This window comes from Sulfurimonas sp. RIFOXYD2_FULL_34_21, from assembly GCF_001830805.1.
Taxonomy (GTDB): domain Bacteria; phylum Campylobacterota; class Campylobacteria; order Campylobacterales; family Sulfurimonadaceae; genus Sulfurimonas.
The window spans coordinates 329752-349133 of record NZ_MICH01000010.1; the positions used below are offsets into that span (position 1 = coordinate 329752).

The 19382-nt window shown below is 34.5% G+C and carries 20 protein-coding genes and 1 tRNA gene; 16 read left to right on the forward strand and 5 right to left on the reverse strand.

Features of this window, described 5'->3' with window-relative positions; all coding sequences use genetic code 11:
• The first annotated feature begins 3 nt into the window (after positions 1 to 3).
• From pgk to A2530_RS07305, 5 genes are all read left to right on the forward strand, one after another.
• A complete protein-coding gene (pgk, locus tag A2530_RS07285) occupies positions 4 to 1203 on the forward strand; it encodes a phosphoglycerate kinase (RefSeq protein WP_294884723.1) in 1200 nt (399 codons plus the stop codon).
• A 4-nt stretch (positions 1204 to 1207) separates the two neighbouring features.
• On the forward strand, positions 1208 to 1915 hold the full coding sequence (locus A2530_RS07290) for a triose-phosphate isomerase (protein ID WP_294884721.1): 708 nt from the start codon (positions 1208 to 1210) through the stop codon (positions 1913 to 1915).
• A 25-nt stretch (positions 1916 to 1940) separates the two neighbouring features.
• Positions 1941 to 2762, forward strand: a complete 822-nt coding sequence (gene fabI, locus A2530_RS07295) for an enoyl-ACP reductase FabI (RefSeq protein WP_294884720.1) — start codon at positions 1941 to 1943, stop codon at positions 2760 to 2762.
• A gap of 89 nt (positions 2763 to 2851) precedes the next feature.
• Positions 2852 to 3511: a TorF family putative porin gene (locus A2530_RS07300; protein ID WP_294884718.1), complete on the forward strand. Its 660-nt coding sequence runs from the start codon at positions 2852 to 2854 to the stop codon at positions 3509 to 3511.
• A 94-nt stretch (positions 3512 to 3605) separates the two neighbouring features.
• Entirely contained in the window at positions 3606 to 4565 is a 960-nt protein-coding gene (locus A2530_RS07305; protein WP_294884716.1) for an ABC transporter permease, read from the forward strand.
• 12 nt (positions 4566 to 4577) lie between these two features.
• On the opposite strand, the gene nusA is transcribed toward A2530_RS07305, so the two are convergent.
• Entirely contained in the window at positions 4578 to 5714 is a 1137-nt protein-coding gene (gene nusA, locus A2530_RS07310) for a transcription termination factor NusA (RefSeq protein WP_294884715.1), read from the reverse strand.
• A 174-nt stretch (positions 5715 to 5888) separates the two neighbouring features.
• Here nusA and A2530_RS07315 point away from each other — a divergent pair, with 174 nt between their 5' ends.
• The 8 genes from A2530_RS07315 to A2530_RS07350 are packed head-to-tail and all read left to right on the forward strand — an operon-like array spanning position 5889 to position 11401.
• Positions 5889 to 6134, forward strand: coding sequence for an HP0268 family nuclease (locus A2530_RS07315; RefSeq protein WP_294884713.1), 246 nt, complete (start codon positions 5889 to 5891; stop codon positions 6132 to 6134).
• A 10-nt stretch (positions 6135 to 6144) separates the two neighbouring features.
• Positions 6145 to 7446, forward strand: a complete 1302-nt coding sequence (gene miaB, locus A2530_RS07320; RefSeq protein WP_294884711.1) for a tRNA (N6-isopentenyl adenosine(37)-C2)-methylthiotransferase MiaB — start codon at positions 6145 to 6147, stop codon at positions 7444 to 7446.
• Positions 7439 to 8062 (forward strand): lysophospholipid acyltransferase family protein, encoded by a 624-nt coding sequence (locus tag A2530_RS07325; RefSeq protein ID WP_294884709.1) that lies wholly within the window; start codon positions 7439 to 7441, stop codon positions 8060 to 8062. The genes miaB and A2530_RS07325 overlap by 8 nt, the downstream gene beginning before the upstream one ends.
• Positions 8052 to 8510: a hypothetical protein gene (locus tag A2530_RS07330; protein ID WP_294884707.1), complete on the forward strand. Its 459-nt coding sequence runs from the start codon at positions 8052 to 8054 to the stop codon at positions 8508 to 8510. Before A2530_RS07325 ends, A2530_RS07330 begins: the two co-directional genes overlap by 11 nt.
• Complete coding sequence (locus A2530_RS07335; protein ID WP_294884706.1) at positions 8488 to 9327, forward strand: tyrosine-type recombinase/integrase; 840 nt, start codon at positions 8488 to 8490, stop codon at positions 9325 to 9327. The genes A2530_RS07330 and A2530_RS07335 overlap by 23 nt, the downstream gene beginning before the upstream one ends.
• Positions 9324 to 10358, forward strand: coding sequence for a hypothetical protein (locus A2530_RS07340; protein ID WP_294884704.1), 1035 nt, complete (start codon positions 9324 to 9326; stop codon positions 10356 to 10358). Before A2530_RS07335 ends, A2530_RS07340 begins: the two co-directional genes overlap by 4 nt.
• On the forward strand, positions 10348 to 10872 hold the full coding sequence (locus tag A2530_RS07345; RefSeq protein WP_294884703.1) for a hypothetical protein: 525 nt from the start codon (positions 10348 to 10350) through the stop codon (positions 10870 to 10872). The genes A2530_RS07340 and A2530_RS07345 overlap by 11 nt, the downstream gene beginning before the upstream one ends.
• Complete coding sequence (locus A2530_RS07350) at positions 10862 to 11401, forward strand: hypothetical protein (RefSeq protein WP_294884702.1); 540 nt, start codon at positions 10862 to 10864, stop codon at positions 11399 to 11401. Before A2530_RS07345 ends, A2530_RS07350 begins: the two co-directional genes overlap by 11 nt.
• Here A2530_RS07350 and tilS read toward each other — a convergent pair.
• Entirely contained in the window at positions 11384 to 12385 is a 1002-nt protein-coding gene (gene tilS / locus A2530_RS07355) for a tRNA lysidine(34) synthetase TilS (protein ID WP_294884701.1), read from the reverse strand. The genes A2530_RS07350 and tilS overlap by 18 nt on opposite strands.
• Positions 12378 to 13691, reverse strand: a complete 1314-nt coding sequence (gene rimO, locus A2530_RS07360) for a 30S ribosomal protein S12 methylthiotransferase RimO (RefSeq protein ID WP_294884700.1) — start codon at positions 13689 to 13691, stop codon at positions 12378 to 12380. The genes tilS and rimO overlap by 8 nt, the downstream gene beginning before the upstream one ends.
• A 62-nt stretch (positions 13692 to 13753) precedes the next feature.
• On the opposite strand from rimO, the gene A2530_RS07365 reads away from it, so the two are divergent.
• Complete coding sequence (locus A2530_RS07365; RefSeq protein ID WP_294884699.1) at positions 13754 to 14908, forward strand: aminoacetone oxidase family FAD-binding enzyme; 1155 nt, start codon at positions 13754 to 13756, stop codon at positions 14906 to 14908.
• Between the two features lie 93 nt (positions 14909 to 15001).
• Complete coding sequence (locus tag A2530_RS07370) at positions 15002 to 16924, forward strand: diguanylate cyclase (RefSeq protein WP_294884697.1); 1923 nt, start codon at positions 15002 to 15004, stop codon at positions 16922 to 16924.
• A 54-nt stretch (positions 16925 to 16978) separates the two neighbouring features.
• On the opposite strand, the gene A2530_RS07375 is transcribed toward A2530_RS07370, so the two are convergent.
• Positions 16979 to 17054: transfer RNA gene (locus A2530_RS07375), tRNA-Val, on the reverse strand.
• A gap of 159 nt (positions 17055 to 17213) precedes the next feature.
• On the opposite strand from A2530_RS07375, the gene pckA reads away from it, so the two are divergent.
• Complete coding sequence (pckA, locus tag A2530_RS07380; protein WP_294884695.1) at positions 17214 to 18800, forward strand: phosphoenolpyruvate carboxykinase (ATP); 1587 nt, start codon at positions 17214 to 17216, stop codon at positions 18798 to 18800.
• Between the two features lie 4 nt (positions 18801 to 18804).
• Here pckA and A2530_RS07385 read toward each other — a convergent pair whose 3' ends face one another.
• The gene (locus A2530_RS07385; protein ID WP_294884694.1) at positions 18805 to 19371 is read right to left on the reverse strand and encodes a DedA family protein; all 567 of its coding nucleotides are present in this window, start codon (positions 19369 to 19371) and stop codon (positions 18805 to 18807) included.
• Between the last annotated feature and the right edge of the window lie 11 nt (positions 19372 to 19382).

Sequence of the window (19382 nt, forward strand, 5' to 3'; positions counted from 1 at the left end):
AAATTGGAATTATTAAATATAAAAAATTTAAAATTAGCAAGTAAAAAAGTTTTTATTAGATGTGATTTTAATGTACCGATGGATGAGTTTGGAAATATATCTGATGATAGACGTATTCGTTCAGCTCTCTCAACAATTAACTACTGCCTTGATCAAAACTGTGCAGTTGTTTTGGCATCACATTTAGGTCGCCCAGAGGGTCAAGTTGTAGCAAAATACTCTTTAATTCCAATAGCTAGAAGAATACAACATCTTCTAAAAAGAGAAGTAATAATTGCAAAGGATGTTATAGGCGAAGATGCCCTCTCAAAAGCTGCTGCACTTAAAGATGGTGAAGTGTTAATGCTAGAAAATCTTCGCTATGAAGATGGAGAGACTAAAAATGATAAAGAGTTGTCTCAAAAATTAGCTTCGATGGCAGATTTTTATGTAAATGATGCATTTGGCGTAAGTCATCGCGCTCACTCTTCTGTTGAAGGAATCACTCATTTTTTTGACGATAAACATAAAGCTGCAGGCTTTTTACTACAAAAAGAGATAGAGTTTTTAGGAAAAATCATACAAAAACCTGTGCGACCTTTCGCTGCTATTATAGGCGGAAGTAAAGTTTCAGGAAAACTAGAAGCGCTTATAAATCTGCTTCCTCGCGTTGACAAAGTTTTGATTGGCGGCGGAATGGCATTTACATTTTTGAAAAAGCTCGGATACGACATCGGTGCTTCCCTTGTTGAAGATGATTTGCTAGAGGAGGCAGGACGTATTATGGATGAGGCAAAAAGATTAGGTGTTAAATTCTATCTGCCTGTTGATCTTGTAGCGGCTGAGAAGTTTTCAGAAGATTCAATCAGCAGACTTGTCTCCGCTCAGGAGATTCCATCAGGATGGATGGGACTTGATATCGGGCCTGCAACCGTAAGACTTTACAGAGAGGTTTTAAGTGATGTCCAAACTGTGCTTTGGAATGGACCAATGGGTGTTTATGAGATGGATAAGTTTGCGCGCGGTTCAAATAAGATTGCTCATTTTGTGGCTGATAGTTATGCTACTACTATTGTAGGTGGTGGCGATACTGCTGATCTTGTTCAAAGAATAGGCGTTGATGATGAGATGACGTTTATCTCAACGGGAGGCGGTGCTTCACTGGAACTTTTGGAGGGTAAAATTTTACCCGGAGTGGCATCTTTAATAATTAAAGAGGATTAAAATAATGATAATTGCAGCAAACTTAAAAACAAATCTTACTCGAGAAAAAACTTCTAAGTATATAAAAGAGGTAGAGAGTTTTTTGGCTAAAAATAACATCTCGCAAGAAGTTTTGGTTTTTCCTGCAATTTCTAGTTTAAATTTACATGTAGGAGCCTTAACCGTAGGTACTCAAAATGCATACCCCGCGATTAACGGTGCATTTACGGGTGAAATAGGGTATGAACAGTTAGAAGAGTTTGGTATAAAAACTATTTTAATCGGACATAGTGAAAGACGTCATGTAATAGGCGAAACGCAAGAAGAGCTAATTGAAAAATTTAATTTCTATAAAGAGCTTGGTTTTAAAATACTTTATTGCGTTGGAGAGCCTTTAGAAGTCAGAGAAGCAGGATTTGATAAGATGATGGAGTATATCTCAAATCAATATGAGGGTATTGATACTTCATATGAAAATTTAGTTATAGCTTATGAACCGGTTTGGGCAATCGGAACAGGACTAACTCCAACTCTTGAAGATATTGTAGCTATACACAAAGAGTTAAAAAAGATTTCAAGCGCACCGCTTCTCTACGGAGGAAGCGTCAAAGTTACAAATGCCGAAGAAGTTTTAGCACTAGATGGCGTTGATGGTGTATTAGTCGGTAGTGCGGCACTTTATGCTGAACACTTTTGTACAATGTGTGAATATGCACAAAATATAGATAAATAAATTAAAAATTGTAGGAGAAAAACATATGTTAATGAAGGGCAAAAAAGGCTTAATAGTAGGATTGGCAAATAATAAATCGATTGCATACGGTATAGCAAAATCTTGTGCAGATCAAGGCGCTGAGATGGCGTTTACTTATTTAAACGATGCACTTAAAAAGAGGGTTGAGCCAATTGCCGCTGAACTAGGTAGCGATAAAGTATATGAACTTGATGTATCTAACGAAGAGCACATGTCAAACATTGCTTCACTTATAGAAAAAGATTTCGGCAAGATTGATTTTTTAGTTCACTCAGTAGCATTTGCTCCAAAAGAAGCATTAAGTGAGCCATTCATGAAGACTACAAAAAATGCATTTCAGATTGCTATGGATATTTCTGTATATTCTCTAATTGATTTGACAAATCGTTTGGAGCCTGTTTTATCAGATGATGCTTCAATTATTACTCTCTCATATTTAGGAGGACCTAAATATATAGTTAATTATAATGTTATGGGTGTTGCAAAAGCAGCACTAGAGTCAACTGTTAGATATATGGCGGTCGAACTCGGAAAAAAAGGTCAACGTGTTAATGCAATCTCAGCAGGTCCTATTAGAACTCTTGCAGCGGCTGGAATAGGCGACTTTAAACAGATACTAAACTGGAATGAGATTAATGCGCCTTTGAAGAAAAACGTAACTATAGAGCAAGTCGGTAATTCTGCTATGTACCTTTTAAGTGATTTGGCATCAGGCGTAACCGGAGAAATTCATTATGTGGATGCAGGATATAATATTATGGGAATGGCAGCTGCAGAGGTGACAGAGGAAGGAAAAACAGTTCTTTCTTGGGATGCTTCTAAGTAATCTTAAAATTGATTAAAATTTAGTCAATTTATTGTATAACTTCTAAATTTGGTATGGTAAAATTTTCCTATCAGCAAAAAGGATATAAAATGAAATTGATTAAAATTAGTTTGGCGGCAGCTTTAGCAGTAAGTGTTTTATTTGGTGCAGAAGAGACATCTGATGTAAGTATTAGTGCAAATATGGCTCTTACAAGTAATTATGTATGGAGAGGTATGACACAAAGCGATAACTCTCCTGCAGTTCAAGGTGGAATCGACTTAGGCTATAAAGGTTTATATGCAGGTGTATGGGGTTCAAATGTAGAGTTTGGTGCCGGAAATACGGCTTCTATGGAACTAGATATATTCGGCGGTTATGCAGGTGAGTTATACGGAATCGGCTATGATGTAGGTGCAATTCAGTACTCATATCCAAATCAATCTAAAGCACTTAATTTTGCAGAGGCATATTTTGGGTTAATTAAAGATTTTGAAGTTGTGAGCATAGGTGCAAAATACTATAGCGGTATAAAAACAGATGATTTTGATCCAACGGATGCATGGGAAGTGACTCTATCTGCACCACTACCTATGGAGTTAACATTCAGTGCTCTTTACGGCGATTATGACAAAGTAGGAAACTATTACAATGTTGGACTTACTAAAGCGTTAGGTAAATTCGAAGTAGGTGTCTCTTATACAGGCATTGATATGGATAGCGGTTCAAATCAAGACAACTTAATAGCTACAATAAGCACAAGTTTCTAGTCCATAGATTTTTTTAAATTAAAAAACTCATTTTCCCTTTCCTGTTTTTTGGGAAGATGAGTTTTGTAGCGAACTTTTTTGCTATAATCTCTTCATGATAGAATTACTAAAAAAACTCTTATATATTTTGTTTATGTTGTTCTTAATCTCCATAATCTCTTTTTTGGCAATTCATGCAGCACCAAATAGCTTTTTTTCGGCAGGTGAATTAAATCCAAATATGACACAAGAAGCACTAGCTGTTCTAAAAGCTGTTTATGGGCTGGATAAACCTTTGTTTACTCAATATATGGATTGGATTATAAATATTTTTTCTCTAAATTTCGGTATCTCATTTGTTTCGGGGCAGGATGTCAGTGTAGAGATATTAAAACGTCTTCCTGTAACTTTGAGTATGAATATTACGGCTCTTATAGCGGTATTTGTGATATCGTTGTATTTAGGAATAAAAGCCGCACTTAATTATGAGAAAAAAACAGACCATTTTATTCGTCAAATATCCTTAATTTCATTCTCTATGCCGTCGTTTTATCTGGCATTGCTTTTTATAATATTTTTCTCTTTAATATTAAATATATTTCCAATAGCCGGATTGCACTCCATAGAGCCAAAAATCGGTTTTTCTTACTATCTTGATATGGCATGGCACTTAGTTTTGCCTATCGGGGTTATGATATTTGTAGGTTTGGGAAGTATGGTTATTTATATTCGTTCATTAACGATTGAGATACTAAAGAGTGATTACTACTACTTTGCACTCTCACGGGGATTAGATAAAAAGATATTGCTTAGGTATTACATACTTCCGAATCTTTTTCCGCCTATCGTAACTCTTTTAGGTCTCTCTTTGCCCGGATTAATCGGAGGAAGTGTTATTTTAGAGTCAATTTTCGGCATAGATGGAATGGGACAGCTCTTTTTTATGAGTGCACTTAGTCGTGATTATCCTATTATCATGGGTACGCTTATGATAACAGCGTTTTTAACGTTGCTAGGAAATATAATAGCGGATTTAACTCTACTGAAATTAAATCCGTATATGAAAAGAAGTTAAAGGAAAATTTTATTAGTTAAAGAGTGCTTTTAGTGCGTCAACACCATCTTTTTGTTCTTGTTCAAGTTCTGTTTTTTTGCCGGTTTTACCGTCATTTTCAACAAGTTCTATATTTAATCCGCTAAGCATTGAAGCAAGACGAATATTTATACCGTTTTTACCGATAGCTTTTGATTTTTGATCTGATGGAAGAGTAATAATAGCTTTTTCGGCTTCGCCTCTATCATTTTTTATAATTTCAACGTTAGATATTATAGCAGGACTCATGATTCTAGAGATAAAAAGTTCAGGTATAGACGTATATTCAATACAATCTATATTTTCTCCTATTAACTCTTGGCTTACTGCATTGATACGAACGCCTTTTACACCTACCGTAGCACCTACTGCGTCAACCTGCGGATGAGTGCTAATTAGTGCTATTTTAGCTCTCTCTCCCGGAATACGCGCACTTTTTTCTATAATTACCGTTCCGTCTGAAATTTCAGGGACTTCAAGTGCTAATAGCTCTTCTAAAAATTTCGGAGAGGTACGTGATAGTTCAATTTGAATACCGTTTTCTTTATCAAGATTTACACGTCTAACAACTGCTTTTAAGTGATCTCCGACCTTAAAATGCTCCCCTTTAATACGGCTTTTCATAGGTAATACTGCACGAACTTCGTCAACTTCTATATAAGTAGAGTTTTGTTGATCAACTCTTGTAACTCTACCCGTAATTAATGTGCCGATTTTGGATTTATATTTATTAAAAATTTCATCTTCAACCAATCTTTGGACATGATACTCTATCTCTCGGTGAAGTGTTGAAGCAGCAGTTCTACCGTACTCTTCCAAATCGTGCGGAATTTGAAGTTGGTCGTCAAGTTCTACTTGGTCGTCATACTCTCTAGCTTCAGATATAGAGATATATGCAGGAGCTATGTTCTCATCATTGAGTTTTTCATCATTATCTGATACAACTGTGATTATTTGAATCACATCAATAGTTTTTGTTTGGTTGTTTATAAGCGCTTCAAAAGCAAATTTTGAGTTAATTACTCTTTTTGCAGTTTGAACAAATGCAGTTTTTAAAGCTTCTGTTACCTTTTCTGGTTTAAGACCTTTTTCGTGAGCAATCGCTTCGACTATATCTAAAATTTTTTCCATTATTATATCCTAGTAAAAGATGGTCTCATAAAAAACAGTGTTAAAATATATTGTGGATTTCTTATGAAGTTTTGACATTATACCAAAAATGTATAAAATCATCTTTAATACGATTTTTAGTAGAGTTTTACTATAATGCAATAAAATTACAGCACTCAAAACTAAGGATAAATTATGGATTTAAAGTTTGCAAGAACAGATATTAATGCAAAGCCAAAAAAAGTAGAATTGGCAAAAATAGAAGCAACTCTTGAGAAAGAGGAGAGTGTGATATTTTATTTTGATAGAGAAAACTCACATAAAGATTTGCTTGAGCTTCAAGACTATTTTGAAGCAAAAGGTAAAAGTTTTTATATGAGCGAAGTTAAATACGGTCTCTCAGACAGCGAGTACATGTATCAAGTTCATATTATAAACTGAGATTTCAAAAATGACAAAAAAACTGTTTATTGAAACATTAGGCTGTGCTATGAACTCTCGCGACAGTGAGCATATAATTGCGCAGCTGAGTGAAAAAGAGGGGTATGTCACTACGGATGATTTAAATAGTGCCGACCTTATTTTGATAAATACATGTTCGGTCAGAGAAAAACCAGTAGCCAAACTTTTTTCAGAACTCGGTGTTTTTAACAAGAAAAAAAAAGAGGGTGCAAAGATAGGCGTGTGCGGATGTACAGCTTCTCATTTAGGAGACGAGATAATTAAGCGTGCTCCTTATGTCAGTTTTGTTCTAGGGGCTAGAAACGTCTCTAGGATAACTGAGGTTTTGCATAAAGATAAAGCGGTAGAGGTAGATATAAATTATGACGAGAGTGAATTTGCGTTTAATGATTTTAGAACATCGCCGTATAAAGCTTATATCAACGTATCTATAGGGTGCGATAAATCATGTACGTACTGTATTGTTCCTAAAACTCGCGGAGATGAGATATCGATTCCTGATTCGCTTATTATCAGAGAAGTTTCAAGAGCGGTAAATGGCGGTGCGAAAGAGGTTTTTCTGCTAGGACAAAACGTAAATAATTACGGGCGTCGTTTTTCGGGAGAACACGAGAAGGTAAACTTTGCAGAGCTTCTTCGCAGACTTAGCGCTATCGAAGGCTTAGAGAGAATCCGTTTTACATCTCCGCACCCTTTTCATATGGATGATGAGTTTATCGAAGAGTTTGCCTCAAATCCTAAAATCTGCAAATCTATGCATATGCCTCTTCAAAGCGGTTCTACAAAAGTTTTAAAAGATATGAAACGCGGATACTCAAAAGAGTGGTTTTTAGACAGAGTAGAAAAACTAAGAAGCGTTTGTCCCGATGTCAGTATTTCTACGGATATTATAGTTGCATTTCCGGGTGAGAGCGATGAGGATTTTGAAGATACGTTAGATGTTGTCAGACGCGTAAAGTTTGATCAGATATTTTCATTTAAATACTCCCCAAGACCCGAAACTGAAGCTGAACATTTTACAAACGTAGTAGATGATGACATAGCTTCTTTTAGACTTACTACGCTTCAAAATCTTCATACAGACATACTAGATGAAAAAAACAAAGAGCATTTAGGAAAAACATATAGAGTCTATTTTGAGGATTTAAACAAAGACTACTTTGTAAGCGGTAGAAGCGATAACAATATAGTAATAAAAGTTAAAGGTTCCGATGAGCTTTTAGGCGAGTTTAGAGATGTTAAGATAACCGAGATAGGAAGAACAATTTTAACCGGAGAAGTAGTTGGCTAAAAAGATGCTTCGTGCGTTAGCACTAATTATCGTCCCCTTTTTAGCCTCAATACTAATTAGAATTATCTATCTGACAAATAAAAAAAACTTTTATTCCCCCGATGATATAGGAAGTGAGCCTACAATCTTTGCATGCTGGCATGGAGAGCTTTTGATGTTACCGTTTGTTTATTTAAGATATAGAAAAACTTTACATGTAAAAGCTTTAATATCAAGCCATTTTGACGGAATGTTAATATCAAAAACGATAAACTATTTTGGTATAGATACGATAAGCGGTTCAACAAACAGAAATGCAACAAGAGTTTTAATGCAGGGAATTAAGGCATTAAAAGAGGGTTATGATATAGGAATTACTCCCGATGGTCCAAAAGGTCCAAGACATGAAGTCGCAGACGGTATAATTGCAATGGCTCAAAAAGCAAAAGTTAAAATAGTGTTAGTTGAGATAAAACCTACGAAATTTTGGCAGTTTAATAGTTGGGATAAATTTATCATTCCAAAGCCTTTCGGTACGTTAAATTTCTATTCTACATTGCCTATAGATGTTAGTTCAATGGATATGATAGAAGCAAAAAATCTTGTCAAGGAAGGGTTAAAAAAGCATGAAATCTAAGTTGCTTATACCTTTTGTAGCTCTATTTATGCTTTTTATAATGGGAATTTATTTTTTAATAAATCCCTCTTATGAAAAGTCTCTTAAGGCAAAATATTATTATGAAATGGGAGATTACAAAGAGGCATACACTCTTGCAAAAGATGCATTTGCTATAGATAAATACAACCGGATGGCTTCAACCGTAATGACGCAGTCTCAAACATCACTTAAATATGTTAATTATATAGAAGATGCAAAAATATATATGAAAAGTATTGATGAAATTGCTTTACATGTAAGTATATCCGATATAGACAAAGCAAAAATCAAAATGATATGCAATATCATGCTTAGTGCTTATGTTAAACTTGCTCCTAGCGTAATTACGGATAAAGAGCTAATTTTAGAGGCAGAGCAGTATTACAAAAAATTTGAGAAGTTACTTGAAAAAGTTAATAGAAGTTAAGCAAAAGGAGTTCTTGAAATATCTTGAGGATATAAGAGGATACTCTGATTTGACTATTAAAAGTTATGATGAATCTTTAAAAGAAGCACTCTTATATGTAGAGATGGTTAAAGAGAATGAGCATACTCTTTTTAACCTAATGCCTTATCGTATAAAAATATCTTCGCTTAACTCAAAAACAATCAGTAAAAAGCTTAGTGCGATACGTTCTTTTGTAAGTTATTTAAACGATAACGGCGTATCTGCCATACTAAAAGCAGATGAAAGTATTAAAGTTGCAAAGACGCTTCCAAAACCGATTTCACATGAACATATAATGAAAGCACTCTCTCATGCACAATCTCTTGAGAAACTTGTTGTAACGCTTCTTTATACTCTTGGATTGAGAATTTCGGAGTTAACGTCGTTAGAAGTAGGCAATATTTCCAAAGAGTGGGTAAGAGTTATCGGAAAAGGAAATAAGCAAAGAGATGTTCCGCTGTTGATTCACACAAAAGAGTTGCTCGATGAATATTTGAGTATATCACATCAAAAAAAATTTCTTTTTGAAAAAAATGGCGAAAAATTAAGCGAAAACAGTCTAAGATATATAGTCGTAAAACTCTTTAGAAGGGTCGGGTTAAAAGTCACTCCCCATCAACTTCGTCACTCTTACGCGTCGCAGTTATTAAATGCTAAAGCGCCTATTGCGGATGTTAGTGAGTTATTGGGACATTCGTCTATGGCAACAACGCAAATATATACAAAATTAGGCAGTGCATTGAAACAACAAAATTATAATACCGCCCATCCTCTTTGCGGAGTGGATAAGATATGATAAGCAGATTTTTAGAAGCTTTATATACAAAAGTTTTTATAAATATTGTTGTTGGAAATTCACGAACAGTAGTCTATATTGAAGCTTGTTCCAAAGATAAGGTACTAAAAATTACAAATAAAGTTTTTGATACAGTCTCTATGAATTCAAAGATGTATGAATTTATAAAGTTAAACGCAAAAGAGTCCCCATTTTATTATATTTCGGTTTTGGATAGATCTTCACAACAAGGTGCGGTTCCTACATGTAGCAACAGTGAAATAAGTAAATATTGTGATACTGCATCAATAAAATATAAGTGTTATTCCAAAAGCTGGGCATACTATACTTCGGAGTATGATTTAGAAGCTACAAAGCACGAATACAGAAGTACAGGAGTAGATTTCATTTTCTCCCCTTTTGTTTTAATGGCAAATTTTTTTAAAGATAAAATAAATACTACATTAGCAATGTTTGTTTTGCTTGAAGAGAACTATATATCGTTTAGCGTATTTGACAACTCAAAACTTCTCTACGCAGAATATTTAGATATGCAGCATAAAGATGAGGAAGATGCTCTTATGATAGACTCTTCTTTGGATGATGACGAAGATGAGATGTTGCTAGGACTTGATAATACCGGAGGAATTGATTTAGAAGAGATAGAGATAGATGATGACAACTCTATAGATTTTAATGATTTTGGCGATATTGAGGATTTGGACAGCGGAGATACGATAGATGAGTTTTCTGAAGAGCATGATATTGAAGAGATAATTAACAAGGAGAAAGATAGTGATATCTCATCTTCCGGATTTAATGAGGATTACCAAAGATTTTCGTTAATACAAAGTTCACTAAATACTTTTTACAGAGATTCAAAATATGATAGCAAATTTGTGGAAACCATTTATATTGCAGATGGAGTGGGTATAAGCAGCGACCTTAAAAACTACTTGGAAGAGGAGATGTTTTTAAGCGTATATATAAGAAAAATAGATATTGCTCTGGCGTTATGCGACATCGCAAAGGCAGAAGTAAATGCAATATAGTTATATAAAACCCAGATCAAAGACAATTTTTACCAAAGACATGCAACTGCTTTTTACCTTTTTTGGGGTTACTATTTTTATGCTTTTTAGTACATATTCTTTTTTAATTTTTCGTGATTATAGATTTAAACAGGACTTAGCCGATATTAGCGTACAAAAAGAGCAGCTTAGTTCAAGTATTTTGAAAATGAATCAGCAAATTGCAACGATAGAGAAGCAAAATCTAATGTCTGAGAAAATTTTTACAAAAAACAGCGTTTTAAAAGACAGCATTAACAACCTATTTGATTTAATTCCTAGCAGAGTAACGCTCTCGGAAGCAAAAATTATGGAAGACGGTTTGATTCTATACGGTATAACACCAAATAAAGATGTTTATAACTTTATGCTCCAAGCTCCTCTTCGTTCAATTTTCCACAGAACTTACAGCAGTTTTTATCCTGTCGAAAATGGATGGCTTAGATTTGTATCTACAAATTACATAGATGAGGAGGAGTTAAAAGATGAAAATTAATTTCTCTAAACAAAATATCTATCTATTGATACTTTGTATATTTTTACTCATATTTGTTTTAGTTTTTTCTTTCGCGGTATTGATTCCCGAAGGCAAAGAGTATAGACTAAAAAGAACAGAGCTAAATAAAGAGAGTCTTGAATTAAGACAGCTAAGTGATTTCTCCATTGAAAAAGAGGTGATTCTTCAAAAGCTAAGAAGTGATAATATAAATGTTATAAGAGCTTTTGATGCCGAGTTTAATTCTCAGAGATTTGAAAAACTGCACAGAAATTTTTTTACTTCTTTAAAGATATCTAAAAGAGCAAAGCTTGAGGACGAAGAGGGTTTTAGCGTATATGAAGTAAATACCACTTCTCAGATAAGTTCGCCGAAGAGTTTTTATGATTTTTTAGATGCTCTAAACAAAAGCAGTTGGATTATATCAGTTAACTTTCCTATAAATTTTAAGAGAGAGGGCGAAATGATTAGCTCATCTTTTACTATGAGAGTTTATAACAATAATAAAGATTTAAATACTACTAAGTAGCTTTTGTATTTTTATGTAAGCTTCATTGTCTTTGTACAGATATTGGCGTAGTTTAGGCTCTATTTTTAAGACTCTGCATTTCTCTTTGAATTCATGAGACATTTTTGAATTTTTTGCTTCATAAGGAGCGATAAATATAAAATCTCTGTCTTTGTTTACAATAAATTTTCTACCTACAACCAAAGTGTTCGTGTTCTTTAAAAGCTCTCTTTCTGAGGCGCTTAACATGTAAAGTTTTGATTTTAGATATTTGTCTATCGCAAAAATATCCGCTCTTTTATTTTTAGAACTTTTAAAGTACGCAAACTCATTTATGCTTTTAACTTCTATTTCTGTTATTAGCACAGCTTTGTCCTCATCGATATACTCAAAACTTTTTTTTATTCCGCCTACATATTTTTCTAAAAGCGGAAGAGAGTAGTTATGTCTAAAGGAGTTTCTTTTTATATCTTCATCAAGATTGCTTTCATCTTCAAAATATAACTTTTTCTCTGCATTAAGATATGCCAATAGTTCTTGTTTATCAAGATGAAGCAATGGACGTATCAGAGTGTAAAATCCTCTGTGTTGTTCTATCTGCATACCTGCTATCTCTGCACATCCGGCACCCTTGCAAAACTGCATAAGCATCCATTCAAATCTGTCTCCGAGATGATGAGCTGTAAGTAGGTTTTCATATTTGTATTTTTCAATTAACTCTTCAAAAAAACCGTATCTGATTTCTCTCGCTTTTGCTTCAAAATTTTGCTTAATTTTTGGAGCATTATAAACATAACATGTAAGGCTATTAGAACTAGATATCTCTTTTGCATAAGATACTTCTTCTTTGCTCTGTTTTCTAATACCGTAGTCAACTATTGCAATGTCAAATTTTATGTTGTGTTTTAAGAGAAGAAAAAACAAAGCGGTAGAATCCGCTCCGCCCGAGAAAGCTAAAAGATTTTTTTTGCCTTTTAACTTTAGAAGAGTTTTGTTTTCAAGCATTGTCAACTGTTGCCGTCAAAATATCGCCGAGAATATCTGTAATTTGGGCTTTGTATATTTTGCCAAACTCAAGCTCTTCATCGCCGGTTCTGTCATTTACATATATCTCGCCGTCAATTTCAGGCGCCCAGATAAGTTTTTTTGCACTTAAAAGATACTCATGCTCGTCGCTCTCGCCGTCTATTACTATTTCAATCTCTTTGCCAATCTCTTTTTTTAGAGATTCTTGTGTACATGTAGATGCAATTTTTCCTAAAATCTCGGCTCTTTTGTTGATAACTTTAGCGGGTATTTTTTCGCTCATCTCATGTGCGCTTGTCGTCTCTTCATCTGAATATGAAAAAACATTGATACGGTCAAATCCAAAACTAGAAGCAAACTCGCACATCTCGTCAAACATCTCTTGTGACTCTTGCGGATGACCGACTATAAAACTTGTTCTGATAAATGAGTTTGGAAGGGACTTCATAAAATCCAGCAGTTCAAGAGTCTGTTTTTTACCGAAACCTCTTTTCATTATACGCAACATGTCGTCGTTTATATGTTGAATCGGCATATCGAAATAGTTGTGGAATATCTTGCTTTTTGCTATATTTTTAAGTAGAGAAATTGTCGTAGTCGATGGATAAAGATAGAGTATTCTTGCACTCTTTACACCTTCAATCAGCTCAATTCTCTGTATTAGCAGACTAAGCCCGTCTTTTACGTTTTGGTCTCTTAAATACGAGCTTGAGTCTTGCGAAACAAATGAAAAATCCCAATACCCTTTTTTCACAAGTCCTTCTACTTCTTTGGCAATAGACTCTAGGCTTCTTGAGTTTAGTTTGCCTTTAAAAGATGGGATGGCGCAGAAACTACATGTCTGGTTGCACCCTTCGGAAAGTTTTATATAAGCGTGGTATGTTGAGCCTGTAACTACGCGCTCAGCTCCGTCGATAAGATAAACGGCTTCTGAAAATCTGCTCTTTTTCTCAACCAAAAGCTCATCGATTTTATCATAATCGCCTACACCGGTAAATATATCGACTTCGGGCATATCTTTGGCTAGTTCTTCTTTGTATCTTTCGCTAAGACACCCTGCCATAACCAAAACTGAGTCCTCTTTTCTGGCATCATGTAGATTAAGTACAGTGTTTATCGACTCCTGTTTTGCGGCATCTATAAAGCCGCATGTATTTACTATGATAACGTCTGCTTCTTCTTGGTCATCAGTTAGTGTAAAATTTTGAAGTTTGCCCATCATAACTTCCGTGTCAACTAAGTTTTTTGTGCATCCTAAAGATACTATGTGAAGTTTATTGCCCATTTATGCTACTTTTAAATATTTTTTGTATTATATCTAAAGGGAGCGTAAAGTATAATTTCATCATGAAGATATATGATGTTTTAATACTCGGAGCTGGTGCTAGCGGACTTGTGTGTGCGGCTAAATTGGATAAAAAATTAAGTGTTGCAATTCTTGACGTAAACCCTAAAGTTGCGCAAAAACTAAAGATTTCAGGCGGTGGAAAGTGCAACATAACAAATGTACATGTAAGCGAATATAACTATGACGGAGATAGTGAGTTTATATCTGCGTCTTTAAATAATTTTTCAAAAGACGATTTGCTAAATTATCTACATGTAAACGGCGTAGAGCTTGAGTTACGTAAAAACCGTTACTACTTTTGTAAAACCTCTTCAGATGAAATCATAAATATTTTAAAAAAAGATACAGATTATGCCGAGTTGCTTTTAAACAGAGATATCTTACATGTAAGTAAAAAAGATGCTGTTTTTGAAGTAAAAACTTTAAAAGATATCTACAAAGCTAAAATAGTCGTAGTGGCAACGGGCGGAAAAAGTTACAGCGCTCTGGGTGCAAGTGATATAGGGCTTAAAATAGCCAAAGATTTCGGCATAAAAGTAAAAGAGTTTGCTCCCGCACTTGTCGGACTAACCGTTCAAAAAGAGCAGTTTTGGATGAAAGAGTTAAGCGGTCTTAGCTGTTATGTTCATATAAAAGTAGGCAACAAAACACTCAAAGAGGAGCTTCTTTTTGCACATAAAGGTATTAGCGGACCTGCAGTTTTATCCGCATCTCTTTATTGGCAGCGTGGAAATATAGCGATAGATTTTTTGCCAAATGATAATATTTTGGAACTTATCAAAGATAGCAAAAAGCTGATAAGTTCAGTTATTCCTCTGCCAAAACGGCTCTCAAAAGCTCTGCTTGAGGCTCTACATGTAGAAGATATTGAGTGTAAAAAAATAACAGCCGACATAAAACAAAAGTTAGAGAAGATACATAACTATGAATTTGCACCTGCAGGAAATTTCGGTTTTAGCAAGGCTGAAGTTTGCCGCGGCGGAGTTATAACGGATGAACTAAATTCTTATACGCTAGAGTCTTTAGATGTAAAAGATTTATACTTTATAGGTGAAATTGTAGATGTAACAGGAGAGCTTGGCGGATATAATTTTCAGTGGGCTTTTAGCAGCGGCGTTACATGTGCAAGAGGGATAAATAGCGGACAATATTAGTTTTTTTTGTTTAATATTTGAATTTAAAGATAAATATTTACATACATGATAATATAATAATTAAAAAGGCTTTTGTAAAGGTGTGCAGTGAATATGCAGAATAAGTTAAACTTGAATCAACTGCTTTTTAATTATCATAAAAATACAGTCTTAATACCTACGTTTGTAGTCGCGGTTATATTGTTTAGTGCCTATTTCTTTGTAAATACATATGTTTATACCTTGATAAAAAATTCTTCAATGAAAGAGGCAAAGACACATGGACAAGAGATTCTTTTAGCGGAATCAAAATATATCGGAAATGTGCTAGGTGAAGTCTCAAGGCTTAGTAATATACTTCAAAAAGAGCATGAATACTTTTTTTCAAATCCTAATTTAATCTATTTTCCAAACGCTAAACCCCAATTTGAAGTTGCTCCTAATGGAGTCTATTATAAAACTACTAAAAACGGTTCAAGTCTCTACTACTCTTCAGATACGAAAATTACTCATAAAGAGATGCAAAAGGCTCTTCGCAGCGAGGTTATGGATGTAAGTTTTAAAAGTATAGTAGATTCAAACAAAAATATTGTTGCAGCCTATTTTAACAGCTGGGATAATATGAATAGACTTTATCCTTATATAGATGAGGTGTATAATCAATATGGATCGACTTTAAAAATGAGTGATTACAACTTTTACTATCTTGCAGATGAGAAACATGACACTAAAAGGGAACCCGTATGGACGGATGCTTATTTAGATCCTGCCGGAAACGGTTGGATGATTTCATGTGTTGTACCTATATATAACAAAGATTTTTTAGAAGGTGTAACAGGGATTGATATACCGTTAAAAAGTTTAATAAGTAATTTATTAGAGCGTAAGTTACCGTGGAGTTCTTCGCTTTTTATGCTTGATAAAGAGGGTGCTATTTTAGCAATGCCTCAAAAAATTGAAAAAATTTTAAATATGAGCGAACTCACGACACATACATATATTCAAAATATTAAAACAACGATAAAAAAGCCGTTGGAATATAATTTAATAAAAAATGAAAATTCACCTTTTGGCAATAAATTTGTAGAACATTATAAGAATAAAACCGATTTTTTTGAACTCAGCATAAATTCTCAAGAGTATATATTAATGCAAACTATTATTGAAGAGACTGGTTGGCGCTTAATGCTTATGATTGAAAAGAACAATATTTTTTACTCAATATATAAGCTAAAATCATATGGCAATTTAGTTGGGTACAGCGCAATTGTATTTGCGATAGTTTTTTATCTTGGATTTGTGTTATATACCCTAAAGAGATCAAGGTTGTTTGCTCTTGAGATAACAAATCCTATTGAAGAACTCTCAAAGCAAACTACTTTTGTAGGCAGTGATAAAATAAATCTGCCTTTAAAAGAGAGTAATATTGAAGAGATTGATCAGTTAAACTTTAATTTTAGCCAAATGGTTGCCGAGCTTAAACTAGGCAAGATTAATCTTATTCAGACTGAACGCATAAAAAAAGAGTATAAACAAAAGGCTAACGAATATCATGAAAAATCACTTATAGACCCATTAAGCGGCTTATATAATCGTTTAAAATGTGAAGAAGTGATAAACAAAGAGATTGAAGCGGCACTCTTATACGAAAAACCGCTCTCTTTGATAATGCTGGATATTGATAATTTTAAAAATATAAATGATACGCTTGGACATTTAGTCGGCGATGAGGTTATTAAAGAGTTTTCAAAAATAATAAAAAACAACTCTAGAAAGAGTGATGTAGTTATCAGAAACGGAGGGGATGAATTTGTGATAATTTGTACAAATACGGAGCTTAAATCTGCCAAAATATTTGCACAGAACTTAAAAGAGTTAATACAAAAAGGAGACTACCCTCAGGATTATAAAGTTACATCAAGTATCGGCGTAACATCTTATAAAGATGGAGATAAAGAAGAAGATATTATCGACAGGGTCGATAGAGCGCTTTATATTGCAAAGGAAAAAGGCAGAAACCGCGTTGAATCTTTATAGATGAGAGTATATTGGTGATATATGAAAGATAATTTGCAAAAAAAATTATACAAATGGTGCTCACAACTGGACTCGAACCAGTGACTTTTACCTTGTCGAGGTAACACTCTACCAACTGAGTTATGCGAGCAAGAGCGTAATTCTAGCAAAAAATTCTTAAAGTAATTTTTCTTTGTACATGTTTAAAAAAAGTTACTAAAAAATCCAATTCATATGGGATATTTACTTTTAATTTAGGTTTATTAAGTGTATAATTTCGCCATAATTAAAAAGTATCACAAGGCAAGTTATGAGCGTAACTGAGTTAGAAGAGATAGGTCTAAAGAATGTCGGTAAAGTTTATCATAATCTTAGTTATGATAAGTTGATTGAACATGAACTAGAAAAAAAAGAGTGTGCTCTTACAAAAAAGGGAGCAACGGCCGTAGATACGGGTATATTTACAGGCAGAAGCCCAAAAGATAAATATTTTGTAGATCGTGATCCGTCAAACAGATATATTGCGTGGGGTGATGTAAATCAAAAAATCAGTGAAGACATTTTTAATGAACTTTTAGAGGTTTCAAGAGAGCAGTTATCAGGCAAAGACCTTTATGTAACTGATGTTTTTAGCGGAGCTAGTGATACGTCTAAAAGATCAATTCGCTTTATCACTGAAATAGCATGGCAGGCTCATTTTGTAAAAAATATGTTTATCCGCCCTACAGATTCAGAACTGGAAGTTTTCAAACCTAATTTTACAGTTTTAAATGCTTGTAAAGCTGTTAATGACAAATGGAAAGAGCATGGACTTAACTCCGAAGTCTTTGTTTTGTTTGATATTGAAAATAACTTGTCTATTATCGGTGGTACATGGTACGGTGGTGAGTTGAAAAAAGGGATTTTTTCAATGATGAACTACTGGTTGCCTCTTGAAGATAAGCTCTCTATGCACTGCTCGGCAAACGTAGGAGAAAAGGGCGATACCGCACTTTTCTTTGGACTTAGCGGAACAGGAAAAACAACTCTTTCAACAGATCCTCGCAGAAGATTAATCGGCGACGATGAACATGGCTGGGACAATGAGGGGGTATTTAACTTTGAAGGCGGATGTTACGCCAAGGTTATCAACCTTGATGATAACAGTGAACCTGAGATTTATAACGCCATTAGAACTGGTGCGCTTCTTGAGAACGTAGTAATGTACGGAGAAGGCGAGGTAGATTACAAAGACAGCTCGAAGACCGAGAATACTCGCGTCTCTTACCCCATAGAACATATAGAAAATCATGAAACTTCTCTTAGTGCCGGACATCCTGAAAATATAATCTTTTTAACTGCGGACGCCTTTGGTGTTCTTCCTCCCGTTTCAAAACTTACTCGTGAACAAGCAATGTACTACTTCTTAAGCGGATATACTGCAAAAGTTGCAGGAACTGAGCGCGGTATTACAAAACCTGTTGCAACTTTTAGCGCGTGTTTTGGCGAGGCATTTTTGCCGCTTCATCCTACTGTTTATGCGAAATTATTAGGCGAAAAAATTGATAAACATAACGTCAGTGTTTATCTTGTCAACACCGGTTGGACAGGCGGAGCTTACGGAGTAGGGCATAGAATGAGTATAAAAGATACTCGTGCTTGTATAAATGCTATACTTGATGGCAGTATTAAAGAGAGCGAGTTTGACGTGACAAAAACGTTTAAACTACATGTTCCAAAAACTCTGGGAAATATCAATCCGGAGATATTAAATCCTCGTAACGCATGGTCAGATAAAGATGAGTTTGATAGAACAAGAGATACTCTAGCTGAAATGTTTATAGAGAACTTTAAAAAGTATCAGACTGCAAACAGCGAGTTTGATTACTCTGCAGCAGGTCCAAAGCAGGATAACTAAAAGGTTATCTAGCTTTTTTCTTTGTGGCTTGAGTCATATAAAGCCATAAAGCTCCACCTACGACTACCAATATAATAGGTGCTATCCAAGGTTTATCGCCAATCGTCTCAGCTACTTTAATCAGAAAACTTCCCGAATAGTAACTTCCAAAACCAAATATTAAAGCCCATGCACCAGAGCTTAATATATTTAAAACCGCGAATCTTTTAAAGTCATATTTTGTAAGTCCTATTGCAATGGGAATAAGTGTTTTGATGCCATAGACAAACTTTTGGATTAAGATTATCCACGAACCGTTTTTTTTCATCATAATATGAGCAAGAGCAAGTTTTCGTCTATGTTTACGCAGTCCTTCCATCATCATACTTTTTTGATATCTCGCCATATAAAAGAGCATAAAATCTCCTAGGGCATTGGCAATAAAAGCTATAGAGATAGATAGAGTTAAATCCATTTTACCCATAAATGATAAAACTCCGGCTCCTATAAGTGCTACAAACCCGCCGCCTAGCGAGTATAGAAAAAGTCCTATATACCCGTAAGTAGCTAAGTTGCTAAAAGTATCTTCCATATTATAGTAAA